At 61.6% G+C, this 26,297-nt stretch carries 25 protein-coding genes and 1 tRNA gene; 12 read left to right on the forward strand and 14 right to left on the reverse strand.

Going from position 1 to position 26,297, the window contains the following annotated elements:
• Nucleotides 1-15: 15 nt before the first annotated feature.
• Nucleotides 16-384, reverse strand: a complete 369-nt coding sequence (locus tag AC1DOG_RS01550) for a hypothetical protein (protein WP_477926561.1) — start codon at nt 382-384, stop codon at nt 16-18.
• Between the two features lie 339 nt (nt 385-723).
• On the opposite strand from AC1DOG_RS01550, the gene AC1DOG_RS01555 reads away from it, so the two are divergent.
• Nucleotides 724-1,338, forward strand: coding sequence for a tyrosine-type recombinase/integrase (locus AC1DOG_RS01555; protein WP_477926879.1), 615 nt, complete (start codon nt 724-726; stop codon nt 1,336-1,338).
• Here AC1DOG_RS01555 and AC1DOG_RS01560 read toward each other — a convergent pair.
• A tRNA-Ile gene (locus AC1DOG_RS01560) sits at nt 1,295-1,370 on the reverse strand. The two genes, AC1DOG_RS01555 and AC1DOG_RS01560, sit on opposite strands and share 44 nt — an antisense overlap.
• A 152-nt stretch (nt 1,371-1,522) precedes the next feature.
• Between AC1DOG_RS01560 and AC1DOG_RS01565 the strand changes: the two genes are divergently transcribed.
• Together AC1DOG_RS01565 and AC1DOG_RS01570 are read left to right on the forward strand one after the other, a co-directional pair.
• Nucleotides 1,523-2,266: an SIMPL domain-containing protein gene (locus AC1DOG_RS01565; protein ID WP_477926562.1), complete on the forward strand. Its 744-nt coding sequence runs from the start codon at nt 1,523-1,525 to the stop codon at nt 2,264-2,266.
• Between the two features lie 250 nt (nt 2,267-2,516).
• A complete protein-coding gene (locus AC1DOG_RS01570; RefSeq protein ID WP_113010393.1) occupies nt 2,517-2,900 on the forward strand; it encodes a BRA0787 family protein in 384 nt (127 codons plus the stop codon).
• A gap of 94 nt (nt 2,901-2,994) precedes the next feature.
• On the opposite strand, the gene AC1DOG_RS01575 is transcribed toward AC1DOG_RS01570, so the two are convergent.
• The gene (locus tag AC1DOG_RS01575; RefSeq protein ID WP_477926563.1) at nt 2,995-3,708 is read right to left on the reverse strand and encodes a GntR family transcriptional regulator; all 714 of its coding nucleotides are present in this window, start codon (nt 3,706-3,708) and stop codon (nt 2,995-2,997) included.
• Nucleotides 3,709-3,975: 267 nt separating this feature from the next.
• Between AC1DOG_RS01575 and AC1DOG_RS01580 the strand changes: the two genes are divergently transcribed.
• The 6 genes from AC1DOG_RS01580 to AC1DOG_RS01605 all read left to right on the forward strand — a co-directional run bounded on the left by AC1DOG_RS01580 (nt 3,976) and on the right by AC1DOG_RS01605 (nt 9,731).
• Nucleotides 3,976-5,064 (forward strand): ABC transporter ATP-binding protein, encoded by a 1,089-nt coding sequence (locus tag AC1DOG_RS01580; protein ID WP_477926564.1) that lies wholly within the window; start codon nt 3,976-3,978, stop codon nt 5,062-5,064.
• A gap of 34 nt (nt 5,065-5,098) precedes the next feature.
• A complete protein-coding gene (locus AC1DOG_RS01585; RefSeq protein WP_477926565.1) occupies nt 5,099-6,406 on the forward strand; it encodes an ABC transporter substrate-binding protein in 1,308 nt (435 codons plus the stop codon).
• Between the two features lie 242 nt (nt 6,407-6,648).
• Nucleotides 6,649-7,563, forward strand: coding sequence for an ABC transporter permease (locus tag AC1DOG_RS01590; protein WP_112944338.1), 915 nt, complete (start codon nt 6,649-6,651; stop codon nt 7,561-7,563).
• 1 nt (nt 7,564) lies between these two features.
• Nucleotides 7,565-8,386 (forward strand): ABC transporter permease, encoded by an 822-nt coding sequence (locus AC1DOG_RS01595; protein ID WP_477926566.1) that lies wholly within the window; start codon nt 7,565-7,567, stop codon nt 8,384-8,386.
• 4 nt (nt 8,387-8,390) lie between these two features.
• Entirely contained in the window at nt 8,391-9,131 is a 741-nt protein-coding gene (locus AC1DOG_RS01600) for an aspartate/glutamate racemase family protein (protein ID WP_477926567.1), read from the forward strand.
• 108 nt (nt 9,132-9,239) lie between these two features.
• Complete coding sequence (locus AC1DOG_RS01605) at nt 9,240-9,731, forward strand: heme-degrading domain-containing protein (RefSeq protein ID WP_477926568.1); 492 nt, start codon at nt 9,240-9,242, stop codon at nt 9,729-9,731.
• Nucleotides 9,732-9,739: 8 nt separating this feature from the next.
• Here the strand turns inward: AC1DOG_RS01605 and AC1DOG_RS01610 are convergent, their stop codons facing one another.
• A complete protein-coding gene (locus tag AC1DOG_RS01610; protein ID WP_477926569.1) occupies nt 9,740-10,585 on the reverse strand; it encodes a LysR family transcriptional regulator in 846 nt (281 codons plus the stop codon).
• A 130-nt stretch (nt 10,586-10,715) separates the two neighbouring features.
• On the opposite strand from AC1DOG_RS01610, the gene AC1DOG_RS01615 reads away from it, so the two are divergent.
• A complete protein-coding gene (locus AC1DOG_RS01615) occupies nt 10,716-11,705 on the forward strand; it encodes an MBL fold metallo-hydrolase (protein ID WP_477926570.1) in 990 nt (329 codons plus the stop codon).
• Between the two features lie 87 nt (nt 11,706-11,792).
• Here AC1DOG_RS01615 and AC1DOG_RS01620 read toward each other — a convergent pair whose 3' ends face one another.
• Nucleotides 11,793-12,062 carry an antibiotic biosynthesis monooxygenase gene (locus AC1DOG_RS01620; protein WP_477926571.1) on the reverse strand — a complete coding sequence of 90 codons (270 nt, stop codon included), beginning with the start codon at nt 12,060-12,062 and terminating at the stop codon, nt 11,793-11,795.
• A gap of 164 nt (nt 12,063-12,226) precedes the next feature.
• Here AC1DOG_RS01620 and AC1DOG_RS01625 point away from each other — a divergent pair, with 164 nt between their 5' ends.
• Nucleotides 12,227-12,805 carry a hypothetical protein gene (locus AC1DOG_RS01625; RefSeq protein WP_477926572.1) on the forward strand — a complete coding sequence of 193 codons (579 nt, stop codon included), beginning with the start codon at nt 12,227-12,229 and terminating at the stop codon, nt 12,803-12,805.
• Between the two features lie 41 nt (nt 12,806-12,846).
• Here the strand turns inward: AC1DOG_RS01625 and AC1DOG_RS01630 are convergent, their stop codons facing one another.
• Nucleotides 12,847-14,106 (reverse strand): AGE family epimerase/isomerase, encoded by a 1,260-nt coding sequence (locus AC1DOG_RS01630; RefSeq protein ID WP_477926573.1) that lies wholly within the window; start codon nt 14,104-14,106, stop codon nt 12,847-12,849.
• 173 nt (nt 14,107-14,279) lie between these two features.
• Between AC1DOG_RS01630 and metH the strand changes: the two genes are divergently transcribed.
• Nucleotides 14,280-18,053: a methionine synthase gene (metH, locus tag AC1DOG_RS01635; RefSeq protein WP_477926574.1), complete on the forward strand. Its 3,774-nt coding sequence runs from the start codon at nt 14,280-14,282 to the stop codon at nt 18,051-18,053.
• Between the two features lie 105 nt (nt 18,054-18,158).
• On the opposite strand, the gene AC1DOG_RS01640 is transcribed toward metH, so the two are convergent.
• The 8 genes from AC1DOG_RS01640 to AC1DOG_RS01675 form a co-directional block, all read right to left on the reverse strand.
• Complete coding sequence (locus AC1DOG_RS01640; RefSeq protein WP_477926575.1) at nt 18,159-19,028, reverse strand: hypothetical protein; 870 nt, start codon at nt 19,026-19,028, stop codon at nt 18,159-18,161.
• 76 nt (nt 19,029-19,104) lie between these two features.
• Complete coding sequence (locus tag AC1DOG_RS01645; protein ID WP_018897517.1) at nt 19,105-19,410, reverse strand: NIPSNAP family protein; 306 nt, start codon at nt 19,408-19,410, stop codon at nt 19,105-19,107.
• Between the two features lie 70 nt (nt 19,411-19,480).
• The gene (locus AC1DOG_RS01650) at nt 19,481-20,824 is read right to left on the reverse strand and encodes an MFS transporter (protein WP_111562258.1); all 1,344 of its coding nucleotides are present in this window, start codon (nt 20,822-20,824) and stop codon (nt 19,481-19,483) included.
• Between the two features lie 330 nt (nt 20,825-21,154).
• The gene (locus AC1DOG_RS01655; RefSeq protein ID WP_018897519.1) at nt 21,155-22,216 is read right to left on the reverse strand and encodes an ABC transporter ATP-binding protein; all 1,062 of its coding nucleotides are present in this window, start codon (nt 22,214-22,216) and stop codon (nt 21,155-21,157) included.
• 11 nt (nt 22,217-22,227) lie between these two features.
• Nucleotides 22,228-23,016 (reverse strand): ABC transporter permease, encoded by a 789-nt coding sequence (locus AC1DOG_RS01660; protein WP_113010383.1) that lies wholly within the window; start codon nt 23,014-23,016, stop codon nt 22,228-22,230.
• Nucleotides 23,013-23,909 carry an ABC transporter permease gene (locus AC1DOG_RS01665; RefSeq protein WP_477926576.1) on the reverse strand — a complete coding sequence of 299 codons (897 nt, stop codon included), beginning with the start codon at nt 23,907-23,909 and terminating at the stop codon, nt 23,013-23,015. Before AC1DOG_RS01665 ends, AC1DOG_RS01660 begins: the two co-directional genes overlap by 4 nt.
• A gap of 77 nt (nt 23,910-23,986) precedes the next feature.
• A complete protein-coding gene (locus AC1DOG_RS01670) occupies nt 23,987-25,090 on the reverse strand; it encodes an ABC transporter substrate-binding protein (protein ID WP_477926577.1) in 1,104 nt (367 codons plus the stop codon).
• A 179-nt stretch (nt 25,091-25,269) separates the two neighbouring features.
• On the reverse strand, nt 25,270-26,142 hold the full coding sequence (locus tag AC1DOG_RS01675) for a MurR/RpiR family transcriptional regulator (protein ID WP_018897523.1): 873 nt from the start codon (nt 26,140-26,142) through the stop codon (nt 25,270-25,272).
• Nucleotides 26,143-26,297: the final 155 nt, after the last annotated feature.

The following is a 26,297-nucleotide window of genomic DNA, read 5'->3' on the forward strand; positions in this document are numbered from 1 at the left end:
TCACTGCGGCGAAGGTCAGTCGCTAGGCCATGGAACAAGCCACAACCCACCGATTACAAGTAGATCAAGAAAGCCGTGGTAGAATGCAAGTACCCAATACGCTGGTGGCGCGGTCAGCTGTGCTACCGTGGCATAGGGAGTGGCGGCGAGTTTGATCAACTCTCGCCGCTGGTCATTCGTGCCTGAGATAGCGTCCCAGTTCGACAGAGCAAAAACGATAAAGGTTACTGTCAGCAAGATCTTGATCGATGGCTGCTTTGTGAACTTCTTCCCACTGGCCATTATGCCAAGGATTCCAAGCGAAACGGCAATATAAAGGTTCCAATATCCGTTCAGCGCATCCACCCTGCCGAATATCAACTGCATGATGTCGTTCTGCCCCATAGCACTCTCCAGATTGAACGTTGCAACTCTCTTATAAATACGTGCAAATGCAATATACTGCCTAAAATTGAATAGCCGTCAACGGTGAGCATTTTGGCCGCCCAGTATAAAACGCAGCCGTTCGTCCACACCCAATTTTAGCCACTTGGCCAGATTTACGTTGATTGAAAGCAGTGCTTGTTGCACGCTGATCCCAGCGAACCGGAGGAGAACGGTTGCAGCGGCGAGGCGAAGGCCAACCCATGCAATGGCATTAAGCGCCTCAAGTCGGGCGACGGCTTCCACACGTTGACGCTAGAAGAGATTGAGCAGTTCGAAGCCAAGCATAAGCCAGGAACAATGGCGCGCCTAGCGCTGGCCATCTTCATGTTCACCGGTCTTCGGTTGTCGGATGCCTCCATCCTTGGGAAGCAACACCTAAGGGAAGGCTGGATCCGAATCAGGCCGGGGAAGACTAGCGGCTCGAGCGGTGTGGAGGTTCACATGCCGCTTCTGCCTGATCTCGCCACCGAACTTGATAGCGTCGCGGCTGGCCGCATGACCTTCGTTGTGACCGAATACGGTAAGCCGTTTTCGGAGAAGGGGCTTGGCAACAAGATGCGGCAGTGGTGCAATGAGGCAGAATTGCCTCATTGTTCTGCGCACGGCCTTCGCAAGGCGGGAGCGTCGATCGCTGCTGAAAATGGAGCAACGAGCGACCAACTTAAAGCAATCTTCGGATGGACCACGAGTCAGCAGGCCGATCTTTACACCCGCGCAGCGCGCCGAAAGGTGCTTGCAAAGGATGGCGCTAAGCTCCTCATCCCAGATCGAAGCGAGAACAAAAGTGTCCCACTTTCCGAGGCCAACTTAGAAAAGTGGGACACTCAAGCGGAAAAGATGATAAAAATCAAGCAGTTACTGAAAATGATGGTGGGCCCGGAGGGACTCGAACCCCCAACCAAGCGGTTATGAGCCGCCGGCTCTAACCATTGAGCTACAGGCCCTGGCGACTGTGACGGCGCCTGGCAGCGGCGCAATGGTTCGCCGGTGCTCGTTGCGTCTAACGCAATTTAAGAGCGGTCACAAGTCATTGCCGCAATAGCTTCACAATCAAACGGCAAGAGGGATCGGTAAGTCACAATCGGGGAGTGAAACAATGCCATTTCCAAATACCAAAAGCTTTGCCACCGGTCTCTTTCTCAGCCTGCCGGTGCTTGCCGCAGCCTCTCTGCCGGCATTTGCGGCCGATGCGCCGCGCCAGGCGGTCATCACCGTGATCGGCGAGGGGCGGGCGACGATGGCGCCTGATATGGCGGTCTTGACCTTCTCCGTCGTCAAGCAGGAGAAGACAGCGCGTGAGGCGCTCGACAATAACAACAAGGCGATGAGCGATGTGCTCGCGGCGCTGAAGACGGCCGGTATCGCCGAGCGGGATCTGCAGACGTCGGGCTTTTCCGTGCAGCCGCAGTATCGCTATCCGCAGGGGACCGACGGGCAGCAGTTGCCGCCGGAGCTCATCGGCTACCAGGTTTCCAACGCGCTGACGGTCCGTGTGCGCGATCTCTCCAAGCTCGGCGGGATCATCGATCAGTCGGTGACGCTCGGCGTCAATCAGGGCGGCGATATCCAGTTCACCAATGACAAGCCGGACAGCGCCGTCGAGGAGGCGCGCAAGAATGCGGTGGCCGATGCCATCGCGCGGGCGAAGACGCTTGCGTCTGCCGCCGGCGTCAAGCTCGGCACTGTCATCGAGATCAACGAAAACGGTCCGCGGCCGCAGCCGATGCCCGTCATGCGGGCGGCTATGATGAAGTCGGAGGCCGATTCAGCCGTGCCGATCCAGGGCGGCGAAAGCAGCTACAACATCCAGGTGAACGTTACATTCGCGATCGCCCAGTAGCGCGAGCCGCCCCTTCGTTAATCTAAGTTACCAAAAGATTGCCGTTGATATTCGCTTGGATATCAACGGCTTATCTTTTTGTGGACACAGCTGTGGCCAGGCTGCGGCAGAAAAGCGCTTTATCACGCGTATATTACATTATAACATCGATCGTGTTATTCGGTCCGGCCGGGAACTTGAGTTCTGCTTTCGGCGTTAATGCGGACCGATAAGGAGGAATTGGCTTTATCCCTGCAAAGAGGAGACAGACATGTCGAATGCCTTGCCGCCACTTCACAATGGGCACGCCCCGTTCACCCTTCAAGAGCTCTTTCGCGACGCTCTTTATGCGTTTGAAGAGTGGGATGCGGAACTGACCGAGCCGATCGTCACATTCGAAGGCCGGGTTGTTCCGATCAGCAGCGTCTTCGAGGCCATGCGCCAATGCGACGACATCGTGCCGATGAATATCGTCGGCGCCGTTACCGAGCGACTGACGAAACCCTGGGAGGGCGAAGGCCCGCTGGACCAGATGACGTTTTCGACCGCCGCTCGCGTCATGGGCGTGCTGGTGCGCAAGCGCCTGCATGCGACGGGAACGCCCGATATCGTGGCCGTTGCCGTCGTTCCGGACGAACGCCGCTCGCGCGGTTGATTTTACGATGCCGCGGTCGCTTCGGCGGCCGCGTCTCTCACCAGAGCTCTGATTTAGGCTCTTTCTGGCGCTCGATTGATGCGCCACACGCGACCTAGAGGTCGAACGCTTCCTTCAGTCCCTGTCCCTTGCGCTCACGTAGATCGAGGTCCGCCTCGATATGCGCGATGTGGTGCAGCATGAGGTGACAGGCGCGGTCGAGATCCTTGGCTTCGATCGCCGAGACGATATCGCCATGCTCGTTGTGGCCGCAGCTCGATATGGTCGACTGGCCGTAGAGCGCGATGACAAGCGAGGAGCGGGCCACGAGCTCCTCCATGAAGCGCTGCATGATCGCGTTGCCGGAGATGGCGGCGAGCGTCAGGTGAAAGTCGCCCGATGCCTTGATTTCGGCACGCCGGGCCGTCTGGCCGCGCTCGCTTATCAGGCGGCTTTCTTCGAGCAGCAGTTGCCGTAGGTGCTGGATCTCTGATGTCGTGATCCTGGCTGCCGCCTCGCGCAGGATGCCGGGCTCGATCAGCCGGCGGGCGGCGAAGATCTGGCGGGCTTCATCGGGCGAGGGGTAGGCCACGAAGGCGCCGCGGTTCTTCTCAACGCTAACAAGCCCCTCATAGGAGAGCGCCTGCAGGGCCGCGCGCGCCAGCGTGCGGCTGACGTTGAAGAGATTACCGACATCGCTTTCCGACAGCTTGGTTCCCGGCGACAGGCGACGTTCGACGATCGCGTCGCGAATGGCGTCGCGGATCTGTTGCGCGCCTGTTTCAGCGGGCTCGTCGGTCGTCAGAAGCGCGTTGGCTGCGGAGTTCATGAAGCTGGATGTCCTGTGATCGGCCGATGATAGCCATATTCAGCCGAAAAGTTAAACGGAATTTGCGAGCAATGCAGCGGTCAAATTGTATACGATTATTTGCGCAAATTGCAGACGAAAGCCTATTTCATGTGCAGGCATATCCGGGGCTTGAATTTTAGTCATTTGGATATTTGGAAGAAAATTCAATATTCGTAATGACTTGATGCGTTGCAGCAGAAACTGGCACGGCGAATGCATCGTATTCCTCGAACAGGGGAAGACACGATGTCGAAAGCGGCAGAGATCGATATAGCATCCGTTTCGAAGGTGTATGGCGCCACCACCGCCGTGCACGCAATCAGCCTGAAGATACCGGCTGGCTCCTATTGCTGCTTCCTGGGGCCATCGGGCTGCGGCAAGACTTCGACGCTTCGGATGATTGCTGGGCACGAGAGCATTTCGTCGGGCGATATTCGCCTCGGCAACACCGTCGTCACCGATTTTCCGCCGGCCAAGCGCGGCACGGCGATGATGTTCCAGTCCTACGCGCTCTTCCCGCATCTCGACCTGATCGACAACGTCGCCTTCAGCCTGAAGATGAAGGGTGTCGAGAAGGAGGAGCGGCGGGCCAAGGCGCTGGAGATGCTGAAGCTGATGCAGATGGAGGCCTATGCGAACAGGCGTCCGGCGCAGCTTTCCGGCGGCCAGCAGCAGCGCGTGGCGCTGGCGCGCGCGCTGATCACCGATCCGGAGGCGCTGCTCCTCGACGAGCCGCTGTCGGCGCTCGATCCGTTTCTCAAGATCCGCATGCGTGCGGAACTCAAGAAGCTGCAGAAGACGCTCGGCATCACCTTCGTGCATGTGACGCACAGCCAGGAAGAGGCGATGGCGCTCGCCGATATTATCGTCATCATGAACGACGGAAAGATCGAGCAGGCCGCCACCCCACGCAAGGTGTTCGAGGAGCCGGCCACCGCCTTCGTGGCCCGCTTCATGGGCGATCACAACGTTCTGACGGGCCGCGTGACATCGGCCAAGGACGGCGTGATCACGCTCGAGGTTCCGGAGGGGCAGGGCTTTACGGTGCGCGGCGCGGGCAGGGAGGTCGGCGAGGTCGTCGATATCGGCATCCGCACCGACCGGGTACGTCTGGCCAGCGCCACCGACAAGACGCTCGGCTTCAACGGCATCGTCTCCAACATCGAATATCGCGGCGCCTCGGTGAAGATCACCGTGGTCGGCGCGGGCAGCGATGACTTCACCGTCATTGCGTCCGACGGCGATTATTTCGCCAACCCCGCATCGGTCGGCGATGCGGTGTCCCTGAGTTGGGCCCTGGAGGACGCCGTTCTCCTGGGCCGCGTTTCGGCATGAATCTCAATTACCACAAAAACCAGAGGGAACTGACATGACTGATACAACGAAAACCACCAAGAAGGGTCTGCTTGAGAAGGGCGTGTCGCGCCGCGGCCTGCTGAAGACGGGTGCCGCCGCCCTCGGTGCTGCCGCAGGCTCCGGGCTCATCACCGGTTTCCCGACCATCTGGGCGCAGTCCAACATCACGCTTCGCCAGTTCGGCACCGGCGTCTCCAACATCAACGCCATTGCCGAGCAGTGCAAGAAGGACCTCGGTATCACGCTCGAGATGACGGCGACCGATTCCGACGCCGCCGCCCAGCGCGCCGTCACGCAGCCCGATAGCTACGACATCGCCGACATCGAATACTGGATCCTGAAGAAGGTCTATCCGACCGGCGTCATCCAGCCGATGGATGTGAAGAAGCTGAAATATTACGACAAGGTCGTTCCGCTCTTCAAGAACGGCAAGCTGAAGCCGGATAGCGTGATCGCGCAGGGCACCGCGCCGCACACGGTCGGCTATGTCGAGAGCGCCGATGCCAAGACCTTCGCCAAGGGCGAGACCGAACTCTTCACCATGATGCCGACGATCTACAATGCCGACACGCTCGGCATCCGTCCCGATCTCGTCGGTCGCGAGATCGGCAGCTGGGCCGATATCATGGACCCGAAGTTCAAGGGCAAGACCTCGATCCTCAACATCCCGTCGATCGGCATCATGGATGCCGCGATGATCATGGAAGCGCTGGGGAACATCAAGTACGCCGACAAGGGCAACATGACCAAGGAGGAGATCGACAAGACGATCGAGTTCCTGATCAAGGCCAAGCAGGACGGCCAGTTCCGCGCCTTCTGGAAGTCGTTCGACGAGTCGGTCAACCTGATGGCATCGGGCGAAGTCGTCATCCAGTCCATGTGGTCGCCGGCTGTCGCCGCCGTCCGCTCCAAGGGCATCGCCTGCAAGTATCAGCCGCTCAAGGAAGGCTACCGTTCGTGGGGCGGCGGTCTCGGCCTTGCCTCGCACCTCAAGGGCGCCGAGCTCGACGCGGCCTATGAGTACATCAACTGGTACACCTCCGGCTGGGTCGGCGGCTACCTCAACCGCCAGGGCTACTATTCGGCCTGCATGGACACCGCCAAGGGCTTCATGACCGAGGACGAGTGGGGCTATTGGATCGAAGGCAAGGCCGCCAAGGGCGATATCCTTTCGCCTGAAGGCAAGGTCATGGAGAAGGCCGGCGCTGTTCGCGACGGCGGCTCGTTCGAAGAGCGCATGGGTCACGTCGCGTGCTGGAACTCCGTCATGGACGAGGACCGCTACATGGTTCGCCGCTGGAACGAGTTCATCGCGGCTTAAGGCGATCTGGGATTTCCCCTTCCACTACGGGAGGGGAGGTTCTGCCGTGGGTTACCCCCTCTGTCCTGCCGGACATCTCCCCCACAAGGAGGGAGATCGGCTCGTGGCCTGCTCCCTGCCCAAGCAACGAGCGTGGAGTGAGCGGTTGCGCCCAGCCAATCTCCCCACCTGTGGGGGAGATGCCCGGCAGGGCAGAGGGGGGGCACCACGCAACGCAATGCCAACTGGAAAAGGGATAAGCGATGGCAACGATCGCTTCAGCAGAGACAAACGAGACGACCGAGCGGGTGCGCAGCCCGGGCTTTCGGCTGGCGCCGTGGGCGGCCTCCTATCTCCAGGCGACGCCGCTGATCCTGATCCTCGGCTTCTTCTTCATCCTGCCGATTTTGATGATCGCGGTGGTCAGCTTCTGGGACTACGACTTCGCAGGTCTCTATCCTGATTTCCTCACGATGAACTACGCGGAGACGCTCGGCTCGTGGGTCACGTGGAAAACCTATCTGAACACGCTGAAATTCACCGTCATCGTCTGGGCGCTCACCGTCTTCATCGGTTTCTGGGTCGCCTATTTCCTCGCCTTCCACATCCGCCGCACGTCGACGCAGATGATCCTGTTTCTGGTCTGCACCGTGCCGTTCATGACCTCGAACATCATCCGCATGATCTCGTGGATCCCGGTTCTTGGCCGCAATGGGCTGGTCAATTCGGCGCTGATTAAGATGGGCATCATCCCGCAGCCGATCGAATGGCTGCTCTATTCCGATTTCGCCGTGGTGCTTGCCATGGTGCACCTCTACACGCTGTTCATGGTGACGCCGATCTTCAACACGCTGATGCGGATCGACCGCTCGCTGTTCGAGGCGGCGCGCGATGCCGGCGCCAGTGGCTGGCAGATCCTCTGGAACGTCGTTATCCCGCTCGCCAAGCCCGGCATCGCCATCGGCTCGATCTTCGTCGTCACGCTCGTGATGGCCGATTTCTCGACGGTGCAGGTCATGTCCGGCGGGCAGAGCGCCTCGGTGGCGCTGATGATGAAGAACCAGATGTCGCTGCTGCAGTATCCGGCCGCCGCCGCCAATGCCGTCGTGCTTCTGATCGTCGTGCTGATGATGGTCGCCGCCATCCTGCGCGTCGTCGATATCCGCAAGGAGCTTTGAGATGAGCCACGAAAAGCGCACGCTCGAATTCTACGTGCTCGCCGCCTTCTTCCTCCTGTTCGTGCTGTTCCTCTACGGCCCGCTGTCGGCAATCCTGATCCTCTCCTTCCAGGGGCCGGATGGCGGCCTGACATTCCCGCTCAACGGGGTCTCCGTCCACTGGTTCTTCAACCTGTTCGAAAAGCAGGCGGTGGGCGATTTCGGAGCCTCGTTCCGCCGCTCCTTCTCGCTCGGCCTGATGGTCATGGTCGTCACCGTCGTGGTGTCGCTGCTGGCGGGCCTTGCCTTCCGCCGCCGCTTCCGTGGCGCCACCTTGCTGTTTTACGCGACAGTCGCCAGCCTCGTGGTGCCGTCGATCATCATCTCGCTCGGCATCGGCGTGGTGTTCCAGCAGGGCGGGCTGAGGCCGGCATGGTATTCGTCGGCCTTCGGCGCGCACCTGACCTGGACGCTGCCCTTCGGCGTGCTGATCATGTTCGCCGTCTTCAACCGCTTCTCGCCGGCTTACGAAGAGGCGGCGCGCGATCTCGGGGCGAGCTCCTGGCAGACCTTCGTGCATGTCGTGCTGCCGATGATCGCGCCCAGCCTGATCGGCGTCGGCCTGTTCGGTTTCACGCTCTCCTATGACGAATTCGCCCGCACGCTGATGACCTCAGGCAGCTACAACACGCTGCCGCTGGAGATCTACGGCATGACCACCAACGTGACGACGCCGGTGCTCTACGCGCTGGGCACGGTGACGACGCTGTTCTCCTTCACCATCATTCTCGTCGCGCTCGGCATCATGATGATGCTGCGCGGACGTCAGGCAAAGACAATCTGATCTCATGCGCATCCTGATCGTCAATCCGAACACGACATCAAGCATGACCGAGAAGGCGGCGACCGCCGCACGGCTCGTTGCCGCCAGCGGCACCGAGATCATCGCCGCCACCTCGCGAATGGGACCGGTGTCGATCGAGGGGCATTATGACGGGGCGCTCGCCATTCCCGGCCTGCTGACCGAACTAAAGGAGCGGGCGGGGACCTATGACGCCGCCGTCATCGCCTGCTTCGATGATACGGGGCTGGAGGCGGCGCGCAGTTTCGCCGATGTGCCGGTGCTCGGGCTCTGCGAATCCGCCGTCGCCACCGCCGGATTTCTTGCGCAGCGCTTCACCGTGGTGACGACGCTGGAGCGCTCGCGGGTGCTGATCGACAACCTCGTGCGTCGCTATGGCATGGGCGATCGGGCAAAGGTCCGCGCGTCTGACATTCCGGTGCTGGAGCTGGAGGACGAGGCGTCCGGCGCGATCGGCAAGCTGCGCGCCGAGATCGAGCGGGCGCTTGATGAGGATGGCGCGGAGGCGATCGTGCTCGGCTGCGCGGGGATGACCGATCTGGCGCGCGAGTTGCAGGAGATCTATAGCGTGCCCGTGGTCGATGGCGTTGCCGCGGCCGTCAAGCAGGCCGAGGCGCTGGTGTCGCTGGGCCTATCCACCAGCAAGCGCGGCTCCTATGCGGCGCCGCTTGCCAAGCCGTTTCTCGGCGAGATGAGCCGATTTGCACCCATGCAGGCAGCGGGCTGAGGCCTGTCCCTAGCCGTCGCCCTGCATAGCGTATCACCACGATTCCGCTTTACTTTTTCGCTCTCCTGACGATGCTCAGCAAAAAGCATTTGAGGAGAGGAAGCAGACATGACCATGCCGGACGACGACCTTGCGCGCATTGCCGAACAGGAGAAGGTGCTGAGCTTCGACAATTTCGATCTGGCGACGGCATGGCAGCTGGGCAAGCTGTTGCAGGAGTTGGGTTCGGAGCGCGGCCTGGGTATTGCTATCGATATCAACCTGCATTCGATGCCGGTCTTCTACGTGGCTCTCCCCGGTGTCACGCCTGACAATGTCCAGTGGGTGCGCCGCAAGCGCAATCTGGTGCTGCGCTATTTCCGCAGCAGCTACGCCATCGGCCTCGACCTCAAGGCCAAGGGCAAGACGGTTGCGGACAATGGTCTTTCAGACGCCGATTACGCGCCGCACGGCGGCAGCTTCCCGATCAACGTCAAGGGCACCGGCTGCATCGGCTCGGTCACCGTCTCCGGCCTGCCGCAGCGCGACGACCACAATCTCGTCGTAGAGGCGCTGGCGCTGATGCTGGCCAAGGATCTGGACGCGCTGCGTCTGGCCTAATCGGGCGGTCAGTCGGCCAGATGCGAGATCGCGAGGTCGACGAAAGCCCTGAGACGCCCGAGCGTGCGCAGGTCGCGGTGGTATCCCATCCATAACTCCCGGCTCGGCGGAGCTTCGCCGAGATCGATCCGGCGCAGCCCCGGCATTGTGTCGCCAATCGCTTGCGGCAGGACCGCGATGCCGATGCCACAGGCGCACATGGTGGCCTGGATCGTGCGGCTGTTGGACCGAAGCACGACGTTGGTGTTTGGCAACCTCTGCCTCAGCCAACTCGGCTGTGAGGCGGTCTGCGCGGAGGGATCCTCGATGATGCCGGTGATCTCGCCATCCTTTCCCAGGAGGTCGCTGCCTTCGGCGGCGTAGACGGAGAAGTGCTGTGTTGCGATGCGGCGCTGCACGACATCGGGTTCGTCGAATGGCACGACGCGGAAGGCGAGGTCGGCTTCCCGGTGCGTGAGGCTGAAGAGCCTCGTTTCCGTCAACAGCTCGACGCCGACCATTGGGTGGGCACGAGCGAAGGCATCGAGCACCGGCGGCAGGATCCATGTGCCGAGCCAGTCGGAGGAGGAGATCTTCAGGGTGCCGTCGAGCGGCTGGTCCTTGCCGGCAAGCCGGCGCGCCATGGTCAACGCGTTCTCTTCGATCTGCTCCGCCAGCGGCAGGATCGATTTTCCCTCGTCGGTCAGCAGCAAGCCGTCATTGGTCCGTAGGAAGAGCTTCTGGCCCAGCGCATCCTCAAGCGCCTGCAGCCGGCGGCCGATCGTGGGATGGCTGAGCTTGAGCGACCGGGCGGCGGCGCCAAGCGTGCCGGTTCGCGTGATCGCAAGAAAAATACGGACGTCGTTCCAATCCATTCAAGAGCTCCAGGGGGCTGTCAGTGGACTAGGCTAACAAATTTGAACGGGTGATGCACTGATTTGTCGAATTACGCATATTTTTGATCGGTGCGATAGTCGCGACGAATTCAACGCCTAGAGGTGCGATTTGACCCATACTTCCCGTCGAGACTTCCTATCCGCCGTTGCCGTCACCACCGCCGGCGCCGCAGCACTGGGCGCCACCGTGCCCGCATCCGCCGCTCAAACCCAGCACACATCCAAGGCGCCCGGCCAGGTGCCCGGTGTCTACCGCTGGACTGTCGGCGCCATCACCGTGACGGCGATCGCGGATGGCTACAGCACGTTGCCGCTCGCCATCGTTCCAAGCGCCACGCCCGAAGCGGCCGATGCGCTGGCACGCGAGGCTTTCCTGCCCACAGGCGACCTGCCTTGCATCGTCAACACCTTCGTCATCGACACGCCATCGAAGCGTCTTCTCGTCGATACCGGCTTTGGGCCCGGGCCGGGGCAGCACACCGGCAAGATCTGGGAAAACCTCACCGCCGCCGGCATCACGCCAGCGGAGATTGATGCGCTGGTGCTGACCCACGGCCATCCCGACCATATTGCCGGCATGCTGACGAAGGAGGGGCAGGCGGCCTTCCCAAACGCCGAGCTCTTCGTCCACGCGCGCGAGCATGCCTATTGGACCGATGAGGCGGCGCAGTCGAAGGTGCCGGATTTCCAGAAGGGCTGGTTCGATCTGTTCCGGAAGTCGGCTGCGGCCTATGCCAAGCGGACGACGCTGTTCGACCGCAACGACCAGGAGATCGTCGGCGGTGTGCGGGTGCTTGAGCTGTTCGGCCATACGCCCGGCCATAGCGGGCTGCATCTATCGGATGGCGATCAGGAGCACCTGATCTGGGCCGATATCGTCCACTTCCCGCATCTGCAGTTCGCCCGGCCGGAATGGGGCGTGGGCTTCGACGTCGATCCCGATCTTGCCGGCAAGGCGCGCAAGACGATGCTCGACAGGGCGGCCGTCGACAGGATCGGCGTTTCCGGCATGCACCTGGCCTTCCCGGCGGTCGGCCATGTCGTGACCCGCGGGAACGCCTATGCGTTCGAACAGTCGCGTTGGCAGTTCGATCTCTGATCTAGGCGATTGGCCGGTGGGGCTGCACGCCGGCCATGCCCGTTGAGTTTCCTTGCGCGCCGACGATATCTCGCGCAGGAAGCGGCTTTACGCCTTCTCGACCAGCCAGACGGTCGGGGCGCCGAGGATGCCGCCGGTGCGCATAGCCGAGCGCAGTTCCTCGAGTTGCATGAAAGCCTTTGCGGCCTCTGATGTCGCGAATTCATGGGTGACGGTGATGTCGTTGGGGTTGTCGGCGGATTGGTAGACCGCCTCTGATATCACGCCGTTTGCCGCCTGCACCGAGCGGAAGCCGTCATACACCTTGCGCCAGGCCGCATAGTCCGAAACCTCATGCCGTACGAAAACTGTCGTCATGTTCCGCTCCTGCGTTGCATTCACATGTTTCGTTGGGATGCCCAGGCGTCAGCGTACCACCGATGAAAGGTTCGCGCGCGTGGAAATCGGCTCGAAGGCATTGCACATCGCACGCCGCTGAAATTGCATGTATGCTGGCACATCACGATCAGGGAACAGGATCGATGACGCGTCGTTTGCGCATTCTCGCGGCGTTGCTCTCCCTGGCACTGATCAGCGCCGGGCCGGCCGATGACGGTCGGTGGTATGCGGGGGAATACTCGTTCTCCGACGAACTCGGCGGCTTCCGCATCCTGTCCATATCAGGCGCGGGAACGCGGGAGGATCCGATCGAGATCCGCGAGGCGTTCCACAGCCTTGCGCCGGTGACGCTGGTGATCCGCTTCGCCAAACCCGCCGAGCTGAAGACAACGGTGCCCGGCTCGTTTCATCTGCGCGTGGTGGCGGTGAACCGGAGCGGGCTGGCGTGGATCGGCTTTGGCTTCGAGCTCCAGGAAATCCGCGGCAAGCCCAGCGATTTCTATGACGGGCTATCCTTCGGGCAGGCCGATCCCAATCCGGCGCTGATCTCGTCCAGCCGTTTCATGCATTTCGAAAGCCGGTTCGAGAGTTTCGACCGGCTGAATTTCGATGACGGGCATCTCGATCCAGGCGAGCAATCGAGGTTTGGATTCTTCGTTTCCGATGTCACGCCGGTCCCGGAGTTCTATCTGGTCGAGGAGCCGCGTATTCCGTCGTCATGAACGAAGACGGCGCCATCGATGCGGCGCCGCCTTGTCCGTTATCAGATCTTGCCGCCGGCTTCGGGGATGACTTTGGTCAGGCTGCCAGTGGCCGGGAAGAGGGGGATGAGGCAGGCCTGCAGGGCGTGGTAGATGTCGCCCTTCCCGGGGAAGATGGTGTGTGCCGGGATCATGTCTTCCGTCAGTTCCTCGTGCCAGCCGCCGTTTTTGTGGTCGATGAAGCGGCGCTCGATGACGTTCCAGATCTTGCGGTAGCTCTCTTCGTGGTAGTCGCTCGGCAGGTGCTCGTTGAGATAGTGGGCAGCGGCTGCACCCTCGCAAGCCGGCCACCACATCTTCTGGCGCTTATCCGGGCGGTCCTCCCAGTCGAGCGTGTAGAAGAAGCTGCCCTTTTCGTCGTCCCAGCCGAGCGCCATTGCCTGCGAAAACAGGCCCTTGGCGGCATCCGGCAGCCATTCGAGCTTCTTGCCTCCGAGCGCCCAGAGCTGCAACAGCAGGCGTGCCCATTCCAGCGAGTGGCCGGGCGTGGTGCCGGCCGGGCGGAACATTTCGTTGGGGTGATAGTAGTTCTTGTCGAGCTTCCACTCTGTGTCGAAGTGCTCGGCGACGCGCCAGTCGACGGAGCCGGCGGCGCGGCGGATGACGAGGTCGGCGATGCTCTCGGCCTTGGTGAGGTAATCGCGGTTGCCGGTTGCCTCGAAGGCGGCCATCAGGGCTTCGGTCAGGTGCATGTTGGAGTTCTGGCCGCGATAGGTGCCGCCGTCGAGCGGCTGCCAGTCGGCGGTGAATTCCTCGGCGATGGCGCCGTGCTTTTCTTCCCAGAAGCGGGTGTTCAGTACCTCGGTGATATCGGCGAGCATGCCGTCGGCGAGCGGGTGGCCGATGGTCTTGGCGGAGGAGGCGGCGAGGAGCACGAAGGCGTGGCCGTAGCCCTGCTTGTTGGTGTCGACCGGGCCGTCATTGTTCAGCGACCAGAAATAGCCGCCGTTCTTCTGGTCCCGGTGGTGGTTCCAGATGTACTGCATGCCGTGGTCTACGACATCGGAGGCTCCGGGGCGGCCGAGCAGGGTGCCGATCGAGAAGCAATGGACGGCGCGGGCGGCGATGTGGATGCCGCGCACCTGGCCCTCCGCGTCGAGCGGCTTGCCGGTATCGTCGAGATCGTAGAACCCACCCTTGGGATTGATGGAATCATGCTGGAAGAAATCGAACAGGCCATTGGCCTGGGCGACGAGCCAGTCGCGGTGGTAGGTGCGCGTCGTCCAGTTGCCGAGCGCGGCGTCGCCGATTGCAGGTGCCATGATACTCCTCCGATTTCATACACAATGCTTTGAAATTGCCTATATAGGGGGCGTTCGAGTCTGTCATCCGCCGTGCGCCGGCAATGGCGAAATTGTCGCTGATATATTGACATAAAGATATCTTTATGTGATTTGGGCGGCTTGTCTTTATAATGACGTCAAGGAGTCCGCCCGTGTTCAACAATCTGTTTGGCCCCGAAGGGGAAAAGCGCGACGGCAGTGAAGTGTTTGCAGCGCTCAGGAAAGCCGCCAGCGAACGCATTCTCGTCCTTGACGGCGCCATGGGTACGCAGATCCAGGGGCTGGGTTTCGACGAGGATCATTTCCGCGGCGATCGCTTCATCGGCTGCGCCTGCCACCAGAAGGGCAACAACGACCTTCTCATCCTCTCGCAGCCGGATGCGATCGAGGAAATCCATTACAAATACGCCAAGGCCGGCGCCGACATCCTCGAGACCAACACCTTCTCGTCCACCCGCATCGCGCAGGCGGATTACGCGATGGAAGGCGAGGTTTATGCGCTGAACAAGGAAGGTGCCGAAGTCGTTCGCCGCGCCTGCATCCGCGCCGAGCGCGAGGATGGCCGCCGCCGTTTCGTGGCCGGCGCCATCGGCCCGACCAACCGCACGGCCTCGATCTCGCCTGACGTCAACAATCCGGGCTTCCGCGCCGTCACCTTCGACGACCTGCGCATCGCCTATGCCGAGCAGATCGACGGCCTGATCGATGGCGGCGCCGACATCATCCTGATCGAGACGATCTTCGATACGCTGAACGCCAAGGCTGCGATCTTTGCCTGCGAGGAGCGCTTCGAGGCGAAGGGCATCCGCCTTCCTGTGATGATCTCGGGCACGATCACCGACCTGTCCGGCCGCACGCTGTCGGGCCAGACGCCGTCGGCGTTCTGGAACTCGGTGCGCCATGCGAACCCGTTCACGATCGGGCTGAACTGCGCGCTCGGCGCCAACGCCATGCGTCCGCACCTGCAGGAGCTGTCGGGCGTTGCCGATACCTTCATCTGCGCCTATCCGAATGCCGGCCTTCCCAACGAGTTCGGCCAGTATGACGAGACGCCTGAGCTGATGGCGGCGCAGATCGACGAGTTCGCCCGCGAAGGTCTCGTCAACATCGTCGGCGGCTGCTGCGGCTCGACGCCGGAGCATATCAAGGCGATCGCCGAGGTTGTCGCCAAGTACAAGCCACGCCCGATCCCCGAGCACCGCCCTTTCATGTCGCTGTCTGGCCTCGAGCCCTTCGAGCTCACCAAGGACATCCCCTTCGTCAACGTCGGTGAGCGCACCAACGTCACGGGTTCGGCTCGCTTCCGCAAGCTGATCACCAATGCCGATTACACGGCAGCGCTCGATGTCGCGCGCGACCAGGTCGAGAACGGCGCGCAGATCATCGACATCAACATGGACGAAGGCCTGATCGATTCGGAAAAGGCGATGGTCGAGTTCCTGAACCTGATCGCCGCCGAGCCGGATATCGCTCGCGTGCCCGTCATGATCGACAGCTCCAAGTTCTCGATCATCGAATCCGGCCTGAAGCGGGTTCAGGGCAAGCCGATCGTCAACTCGATCTCGCTGAAAGAGGGCGAAGAGAACTTCCTGGCTCAGGCGAGGTTGCTGCATGCCTATGGCGCAGCTGTCGTCGTCATGGCCTTCGACGAGACCGGCCAGGCGGATACCTATGACCGCAAGGTCGAGATCTGCACGCGCGCCTACAAGCTCTTGACCGAAAAGGCGGGCTTCCCGCCCGAGGATATCATCTTCGACCCGAACGTCTTCGCTGTCGCGACCGGCATCGAAGAACACAACAATTACGGCGTCGACTTCATCGAGGCGACGCGCACGATCCGCAAGACTATGCCGCTGGTGCATATTTCGGGCGGCGTTTCGAACCTTTCCTTCTCGTTCCGCGGCAACGAGCCGGTGCGCGAGGCGATGCACGCCGTGTTCCTCTACCACGCCATCCAGGCGGGCATGGACATGGGCATCGTCAATGCCGGCCAGCTGGCGGTCTACGACCAGATCGACGCGGAGCTGCGCGAGGCCTGCGAGGACGTGGTGCTGAACCGCCGCAACGATGCGACCGAGCGGCTGCTTGAAGTGGCTGAGAAGTTCCGCGGCGGGGCTGCCCGCGAGGGACGCGTGCAGGATCTCTCCTGGCGCGAATGGTCGGTCGAGAAGCGGCTTGAACACGCTTTGGTCAACGGCATCACCGAATATATCGATGCCGATACCGAAGACGCGCGCCTTGCCGCGGCCCGTCCGCTTCATGTGATCGAAGGCCCGCTGATGGCCGGCATGAACGTCGTCGGTGATCTGTTCGGCTCGGGCAAGATGTTCCTGCCGCAGGTCGTCAAGTCGGCGCGCGTGATGAAGCAGGCCGTGGCCGTGCTCCTTCCCTACATGGAAGAAGAGAAGCGGCTGAACGGTGGCGACGACCGCAAGTCGGCCGGCAAGATCCTGATGGCGACCGTCAAGGGCGACGTCCACGATATCGGCAAGAACATCGTCGGCGTCGTGCTTGCCTGCAACAATTACGAGATCATCGACCTCGGCGTGATGGTGCCGGCAACGAAGATCCTGGAGACGGCGGTGGCCGAGAAGGTCGACGTCATCGGCCTGTCGGGCCTGATCACGCCGTCGCTCGACGAGATGGTTCATGTGGCGGCCGAAATGGAGCGCCAGGGTCTGGACCTGCCGCTTCTGATCGGCGGCGCCACGACCAGCCGCGTGCATACTGCCGTGAAGATCCATCCGGGCTACAGCAAGGGCCAGACCGTCTACGTCACCGACGCCAGCCGCGCAGTCGGCGTTGTCTCGTCGCTGCTGTCGCCGGAGAACCGCGACGGCTACATCACCGATATCCGCGCCGAATACGCGAAGGTTGCCGCTGCCCATGCCCGCAGCGAGGCCGAGAAGGTGCGTCTGCCGCTGTCGCGTGCCCGCGAGAACGCCCAGAAGGTTGATTGGGCCGCTTACGCGCCCGCCAAGCCGAGCTTCCTCGGCACCAAGGTGTTCGAGGATTACGATCTGGCGACGCTTGCCGAATACATCGACTGGACGCCTTTCTTCCAGACCTGGGAGCTGAAGGGCCGCTATCCTGCCATTCTCGAGGATGAGAAGCAGGGCGAGGCGGCACGCGCGCTCTGGGCGGATGCGCAGGGGATGCTGAAGAAGATCATCGACGAGAAGTGGTTCCGTCCGCGCGCCGTCATCGGCTTCTGGCCGGCCGGCACTGTCGGCGACGATATCCGACTGTTCAAGGACGATAGCCGCAAGGAAGACCTCGCGACTTTCTACACGCTGCGCCAGCAGCTCTCGAAGCGCGACGGCCGGCCGAATGTGGCGCTGTCGGACTTCGTGGCGCCGGTCGACAGCGGCGTACAGGACTACGTCGGCGGCTTCGTCGTTACCGCCGGTATCGAGGAAGTGGCGATCGCCGAGCGCTTCGAACGCGCCAACGACGATTACTCGTCGATCCTCGTCAAGGCACTGGCCGACCGTTTCGCGGAAGCCTTTGCCGAACGCATGCACGAAGAGGTTCGCCGCGAATACTGGGGCTATGCCAAGGGCGAGGCGTTCAGCAAGGAGCAGCTGATCACCGAGGAATATGCCGGCATCCGCCCGGCGCCCGGCTACCCGGCGCAGCCCGATCACACTGAGAAGAAGACGCTGTTTGCGCTTCTCGATGCCGAGAACGCCGCCGGCGTGAAGCTCACGGAGAGTTACGCCATGTGGCCGGGTTCGTCCGTGTCCGGCATTTATATCGGCCATCCCGACGCCTACTACTTCGGCGTTGCCAAGGTGGAGCGCGATCAGGTCGAGGATTATGCCGGCCGCAAGGGCATGGAGATCTCCGAGGTCGAGCGTTGGCTCGGGCCGGTGCTCAACTATGTGCCTTCGAAGCCGCGCGCAGACGTGGAAGACGCGGCCTGATCGGGCGCGTCTTCAGACACTGATTCAATCGCCGGAGAAAATGATTCAGGATCATTGGCCAAGGGCCTGATTCTGAATCGGAAATCGCTGTTTGGTCGCCCGGTATCAGGCCGTGAGTTCGACCAGAATCGCGGTCGTGTCGTCGCTCTGCTTGAAGCGGGGATAGCGCAGTCCCTCAGGATCGGTCTCGCGCTCGAAGCGCCGGAGTTCCTCGATCATCGGGGCGAGGCCCTTGTCGAGCGCCGCGCGCACCAGGCTTGCGGCGTCGTAGGCTTCGTAGAGCACGACCAGATCGGCGAAGCCGTCGCTGCAGATGATGGCGTGGGCGCGGCCCTTGATCTTCAATTCTTCCGACACGAGATGATCGGCCGATTCAGGCACGAGGCCCAAGGTCCAGATGCCGCCTGCGGTGTTTTGGCTTTCACGGTGGCGGCGCAGAGCCGCCAGCGTTTCCGCATTGCCGAGCGCGCCGCCATCCTTGGTGATGCCGCCGGTGCGGGCGATATGGCTTTGCGCGTGGGCTTGTTCCCTGGCATAGGCGTCGGGAAGGGCCATGTGAAAGCTCACCGATCCATCTTCCTGCAAGAGGAAGACGCAGGAATCACCGAGGCCGTAGAAGGTCAGTCGGTCGTCGGTGGCATGGATCATCGAGAAGGCGGAGAGCGGCCAGGCGTAGCGTGGGGCGTCGGGGTTGGTGCCGAGGAACGTGGCTCTCGCATCCTGCGATACGGCGCGCGCGACATCGGAGACCGGTGTCTGACGCGTGATCTGCTGCCTGAAACCATCCGCGAAGCGTGCGGCGACCCAGGCGGCGTCGCTGCCCGATGCGTCCATGTATTGGCGGTCGCCAAGGCCGGTTGCGCCGTCGATCACGAAGGCGCAGGCGTCGTTATATCCGAAGCGGTCGTCGTTCGGCTTGGCCGGGTTGCCCGGTACGGAGAGCGCGTCGAGGATCTTGATCTGAGGTGCCGGCATCGTTCTTCAGTTCCTCGTCATGGGGGCCAGTGGAAGGCCGAGTGGGTGGGCCTTCGCGGATGTGGTGACGTCTCGGTCAGCCGAGAACCGGGCGCATGAAACTGCGCTCATAGCTGATGATGCTGCGGTTGCGCTTGTCCAGATCGAATGCCGCCTGGCACTCGGGATCAACGGCCATGCGCGTGCGGTAGTCTTCGTATGCGGCGAGGCTCGGGAAGGAGAACAAGGCGACCGCGATGTTGTTGGCACCTTCCGAGGGCAGGAAATAGCCGTGGTGGTTGCCGCCCATGCGGTTGACGATGGGGATCCAGAGCCTGGCGTATTCCTCGAATTCGGCGAGCTTGTAGGGATCGATGACATAACGCAGATGGCAGGTAATCATTGAAATATCTCTTATTGATGGGGCCGACCAAAACTCCGGCCGGGCCCGTTAATGGCTTATTGTGCTGCTCTCAGGCGCCAGCTGCAAGCCGCTGGTTGAGTTCCTCGATGCCGACATCGGCCTCCACCGTGTCACCCTTGACGAGCAGGTAGACACCGAGCGCGAAGGCAAGCGCTGCGATGAACAGCAGGTAATAGGCATGCGCCATCGGGTTCAGCGGCAGCAAGGAGGCGACCGCCAGTGGCGTCAGGCCGCCGAAGATGGCGTAGGAGACGTTGTAGGAGAAGGAGAGGCCGGTGAAGCGGACGCGGGCCGGGAAGGCGCGGACCATCACGTAGGGCACCGCTCCGACGAGGCCGACGGAGAGGCCCATGATTGCATAGAGCACGAAAAGCACGGTCAGCGAGGTCGCGGCGTAAGTGTAGAAGGCGAAGGTCGCCGCGCCGAAGAAGATGCTGGCGACGATGAAGAAGCGGCCGGAGCCGACGCGATCGACGATCGCGCCCGCGGCCGCCGTGCCGAAGATCAGGAACAGCGTGCCGAAGCTGGTCGCGGCCAGCGATTGCTGCGCGGTGTAGCCGTAGAGCTTCTGCAGGAAGGTCGCGGTCATCAGCGTGGTGACGACGATGCCGGCCGAGAGGATCCAGGTGAGCAGCATCGAGATGATGACGCCGCGCGGATAGTCGCGCAGCACGGCCTTCAGCGGCAGTTCGCGCATCAGCGAGCGGCTCTGCTTCATTTCCGCGAAGATCGGCGTCTCCTGCAGCCAGCGGCGAAGATAGACCGCGACGAGGCCGAAGATGCCGCCGAGGAAGAAGGGAATGCGCCAGGCGTAGGCCGCGACATCCTCGGGCGTGAAGGCCGAGTTGATGATGGTGGCGATGAAGGAGCCGAGCAGGATGCCGAGTGTCAGTCCCGAGCAGAGGAAGCCGCAGGCAAAGCCGACGCGGCGGAAGGGAACGTGTTCGGCGACGAAGGTCCAGGCGCCGGGCACCTCGCCACCGATGGCAGCACCCTGCAGGACGCGCATCAGGATCAGGAGGATGGGGGCCGCGATGCCGATCGTGGCATAGGTCGGCATGGCGGCCATGCCGAGCGTCGACAGCGCCATCAGCATGATCGAGAAGGCAAAGACGCGCTTGCGGCCGAACATGTCGCCGAAATGGGCAAGCACGATGCCGCCGATCGGGCGCACCAGATAGCCGGCGGCGAAGATGCCGAAGGTCTGGATCGTCACCAGCCAGTCGGGCATGTCGGGCGGGAAGAACAGGTGGCCGATCACGCTGGCGAAGAAGACGAAGATGATGAAATCATAGAACTCCAGCGCGCCGCCGAGGGCGGAGAGGCCGAGCGTCTTGAAATCCTGGGCGGTGAGGCGGCGAGGGGCGGCTGCGGGCGTCGTGGTGGGGGACATGATGCGGGCTTCTTGCGATATGACTTCGGTTGTGCCGTCGTCGCGCAATGGGGTGGGGATTTCAAGCGTTTTCTGGTGTTTTGGGGACACGATCGCTGACCAGTCGGTTGCGTGTGGCAAAGCGAACAATTCAGCGGGCAAGATCGGGCACTCGCGCAAACCCAAACACCCTCATCCCTGTGCTCGTCACAGGGATCCAGCAGCGTCGCGTCTGCGACGCGGAAGAGTCTTTTCAGCCCAAGGACTTGGGCTGACTGGATTCCTGTGACGAGCACAGGAATGAGGGTGAAAACGGCGAAACGGTGCTGAATGCGGGCAGCGCCGCCGATCTCAATCCCGGATAACCAACAGATCCGCCGCCATGAAGCGCAGGGTCACCGTTTCGCCGGTGGCCGGCGGCTTGACGCCGGGGCTGTTGAACATGTCGAAGGAGATGACGTTGCCGCCGACGTTCATGCGGGTGCGGATGACGGAGCCGAGGAAGTGGGCGGAGACGACTTCGCCCGTGAGTTTGGTGTCGCTCGGTGTGCTTTCGGCAAGCGATCCCGCTTCCGGGCGCAGCGCCAGCGAGACGGTGTCGCCGGCCTTGTAGGTGGAGATGTTTTCGCGGAGCGTCACGCCCTGGTCGCCGATCTGGATGCGGTTGACCGAGGGGTCTACGACCTTGGCCTCGATGATGTTCAACGTGCCGACGAACGATGCGACGAAGCGCGTGGCCGGCGTGTTGTAGATCTCGAAGGGGGTGCCGATCTGGTCGGCGCGGCCGCCGTTCATGACGACGATGCGGTCGGAGATCGACAGCGCCTCTTCCTGGTCGTGGGTGACGAAGATGGTGGTGATTCCCAGCGACTGCTGGATTTGGCGGATTTCCTCGCGCAGCGAGACGCGGATCTTGGCGTCCAGCGCCGACAGCGGCTCGTCGAGCAGCAACACCTGCGGCTTGGCGGCAAGGGCGCGGGCGAGCGCCACGCGCTGCTGCTGGCCGCCCGACATCTGGTAGGGGTAGCGGTCGGCGAGGTGGCCGAGGTGGATCAGCGCCAGCATCTCCTTGACGCGGGCGTCGATCTCGGCCTTCGGCTTGCCGGCGATCTTCAGGCCGAAAGCGACGTTGTCATGCACCGTCATGTTCGGGAAGAGGGCGTAGGCCTGGAACACCATGCCGATGTTGCGCTGGTTCGGCTTCAGCGGCGCGATGTCCTTGCCGGCGATGCTGAGATTGCCGCCGGTCGGGTTCTCAAAACCGGCGATCATGCGCAGGACCGTGGTCTTGCCGCAGCCCGACGGGCCGAGAAAGGAGACGAATTCTCCCTTCTCGATGTTCATGTTGAAGTTCTTGACGACCTGAACCTGGCCGAAGGATTTCTGAATGTTGGTCAGCGAGAGAAATGACATGTCGAAATACCTTAAGCCTTGGCCGGGCGGGATCTGCCGATGCGCGAGACGAGATTGAGCAGGCCCATGCTGAGCCAGGTGATGGAGAATGCAATCACGGCGAGCGCCGAGGGCTCGTAGGCCCTGTTGGCGCCGACCAGCTGCAGGTAGGGGCCGAAGGCCGGACGGCTCAGAAGTGCCGCGAAGGTGAATTCGCCCATGACGATCGCCAGCGTGATGAAGGCGCCGGAGAGGATGCCGCTCATCACGTTCGGGAAGATGCACTTGAACATGATCGTCCACCAGCTGGCGCCGAGGCTCTGGGCGGCCTCCGTCAGCGTTCTGACGTCGATGGCGCGCATGGCTGTGTCGACGGAGCGGTACATGTAGGGCAGCGACAACGTGATGTAGGAGAAGACGAGCAGGATGTTGGTGCCCGTCGTGGATGCAGTCATCGGCAGGATGGACGAGGAATTGTACATCCTCAGATAACCGAAGACGATGACGATGGCCGGGATGACCAGCGGCAGCAGGGTGATGAACTCCACGACCTGACGCATCTGCGGCATGCGCAGGCGCACCCAGTAAGCCGTCGGCACGATCAGCAGCATGCCGAAGACGATGGTCAAAAGCGCCATCATCATCGAATAGCCGAAGGTGGCGCGGAAGCGCTCGTCGGAGAAGACCGAGAGGTAAGCGTCGAAACTGTAGGCGTCGCGGCGCATGCGCAGCGAGAACTCGATGGTTCCGAGCAGAGGCACGATGAAATAGGTCGCGCCGATGGCGATGGCGATCCAGGCGCCGAGTTTTTGAGCCTTCATTTCTGCCACCGTTCAGCGCGCATGCGCAGCATGAGATAGAGGATGTTGGACACGCCGGTGATGACGATCATGCCGAGGGCGATCGCATAGCCGAGGTTCGCATTGTGAAGGACGTCGCCGCGGATCTGCGCGTAGAGCAGAATCGGGACGATGTTGAGCGAGGAACCCGTCAGCGCGTAGGCCGTCGCGATGGCGCCGAAGGCGTTTGCGAAGAGCAGCAGCGTGGTGCCGAGAAGGCTCGGCCAGAGGATCGGCAGGGCGACCTTGGTCCAATATTGCAGGTTACTGGCGCCGAGGATTTCAGCCGCTTCGCGCCATTCCTTCTTCATGCCATCCAGCGCCGGCGTCAGGATCAGCACCATCAGCGGGATCTGGAAGTACATGTAGGTGATGGTGAGGCCGAAGAAGGAGAGCAGGTTGAAGCCGGTGCCGTAGAGGTTGAAGCCGAACCAGTCCCTCAGGAAAACCGTCACGAGGCCGGTGCGGCCAAGGGTTGCCAGGAACGAGAAGGCGAGCGGGATGCCAGCGAAATTCGRGGCGACGCCGGAGAAGGTCAGAAGCGTCGAGCGCACGGATGTCGGCAGGCCGCCGAGCACGACGGCCCACGCGAGAAAGACGCCGATCAGCGCGCCGCCGAGTGCCGAGGCGACCGAGACGCGGATACTGATCCAATAGGCGCTGAGGATCGAAGGGGTGAAGAGATCCCCGATGTTCTTCAGCGTGAAATTACCCTCGGGCGTCAAAAAGGCGCCGATCACAAGGTAGAGCGTGGGAATAATGAGAAAAAGCAGGGCGAAAATAATGAAGGGAGTAATACCCAGCCAGTCGATCACGCGGTCCTTGGTGATCAGCGGGGCCGTGCTCACCACGGGCGTCGTCGAAACAGTGCTCATTGAAAAAGCTCTTCTTGCGGCGTCGGAGGGGCAAAAGCCTCCCCGCGATAAGACGGGGAGGCCGGTTTCATGCTGTATTACTGGACGTTGGCGCCGACGACGCTATCCCACTTGCTGGTGATAGCGGTCTTGCCGGCTTCCTGCTCTTCGAGCGTCGGGAAGACAGCCTTTTCATAGGCAGCAGCCGGCGGCAGCTTGTCGAGAAGTTCCTGCGGGATCTTCTTGTTCTTGGCCAGATCGTTGAAGCGGATCGGGTGGCAATAGCCCTTCAGCCAGCCAAGCTGACCTTCGTCCGAATAGAGGTATTCCATCCAGAGCTTGGCAGCGTTCGGGTGCGGAGCGAATGCGGAGATCGCCTGGACGTAAACGCCGGCGTTGACGCCCGAAGCCGGAACGACGACTTCAACCGGCGGGTTGCCCTTGAGCGTATCGCGCCAGGACAGGCCGTTGTAGTCCCATGCGATGACGATCGGGGTCGAGCCCTGTGCCAGCGAAGCGGACTTGCCGATGACAGGAACGAGGTTGCCTGCCTTGTTGAGTTCGCCGAAGAAGGCGAGACCGGCTTCACCAGCCTTGGTCGCGTCCTTTTCACCAGCGGCGATGCCGGCAGCGTAAACAGCCTGAACAGCCTGGTTGGAAGCGCGCGGGTCACCGGCGAGAGCGATCGAGTTGGCGTAGTCCGACTTCTTCAGGTCGGCCCAGTCCTTCGGCACTTCCTTGACGATGTCGGTGTTCACGACGAAGGAGAGAACGCCGTAGTAATCGCCGTACCAGAAGCCGTCTGCATCCTTGGCGCTGTCAGGGATCGAATCCCAGGTCGAAACCTTGTAAGCTTGGATCAGGCCGTCAGCCTTTGCGGTCGGGCCGAAGGAGAGGCCGACGTCGATGACGTCAGGAGCCTGCGGGCCGGTGTTGCCCTTGTTGGCTTTGATGGCTTCGATTTCGTCGCCCGAACCAGCGTCCGGGTTCAGTTCGTTCACTTCCAGACCATACTTCGCCTTGAAGCCGGCAATGAGGTCGCCGTAGCCGCACCAGTCGTGCGGGAGAGCGATCGTGGTCAGCGTGCCTTCCTTCTTGGCGGCAGCGATGAGTTCAGCGCTTGGCTCTGCGGCAGCAATTGCGGTTGAAGCCACAACAATTGCTGTAGAGAGCGAGAGCAGTCGAGAAAGATTAGAGATCACTGTTGTTCTCCTTCGGGTTTCAGTGTCCGACGATGCTGTTACTGACGTTACGTGAAGCTTGTGTGACAGTTGGATGACGCTATTTTTTCTTTGTATCGCGGGCGTTTGGCGAGGATGTTTCGATTGCGACACGTCCTTGTTTTCTGCCCGTTACATCTTCGCTGTCGTAAATGTCCCTCCTAACCAAGTTTGCGGAAGAGCCGCGTCTGTTCGAAAAGGCCTTCCAGTGTTTTCATGCGCTCCTTCGTTTCGTCCCATGTCGAGTTCTGAACCGCCTCTATAAGCGCCTCGACGATGAAAAGGGTGACGACAGAGCTGTCCCATGCCGAGGGCGCCTCGATCTGGACGCGAAACGTGTGGCGCGCCAGCTTGGTCGCGGGCGAGGCCCACTGGTCGGTGAAGATGATGATCTCGGCGCCGCTGTTTTTGGCGGCGGTGGCGAGGCTGACGAGCTCCTGCTCGTAGCGCCTGATATCGAAGATGATCAGCAGGTCGCCGGGGTTCATGTTCAGGACATATTGCGGCCAGCTGCTCGAATTGGCCGACAAAAGTGCCGTATTCGGGCGGATCACCTGCATATGCGTGAAGAAATATTCGGCGAGCGCGCCGGTGATACGACCGCCGACGAAATAAAGGTTGCGCTTGCGGTCCGACAGAAGGGTCGCGACGCTATCGAAGGTCGCGGTATCGAGACCGGTCAGCGTCTGGCGCAGATTGTCGATTATGGCATCGGCAAAGCGGTTGAGAATATGGGTTCCCGGCGCGTTCGAGGCCCAGCGGTCATGCTTGGCGATCGGATTGGAGATCGTCGCCTCGACCTCCTGATGCAGATGCGCCTGGAAATCGGGGTAGCCCTTGTAGCCGAGCTTCTGGACCATGCGGACAACAGTCGGGGTCGATACGCCGGCGTTTTCGGCAATCGTCGTGATGCTCCCCAGTCCTGACACAGGGTAGTTGTCCAACAGACTTTCAGCCAGCTGCTTTTCGGCGCGCGTGAGCACGCCAAAATGCGAGTGGATTACGTCTGAAACTGTCTTCGACGCAACGGTCACGCGATCTTGCTCCCCGGGATTGGTCTTGTGCCACTTTCCCACTCAAAGTTAACAACGCTGTCACAATCCATGTCAACCACTGTCATGAAAAGATTTTTTCAGTGTGCGCTTGACACTTGTGGAAAGCTGAAGAATTCTTTTCTTATAAGTATTTT

The sequence above is a fragment of the Rhizobium sp. 01N48 genome, from assembly GCF_056399145.1.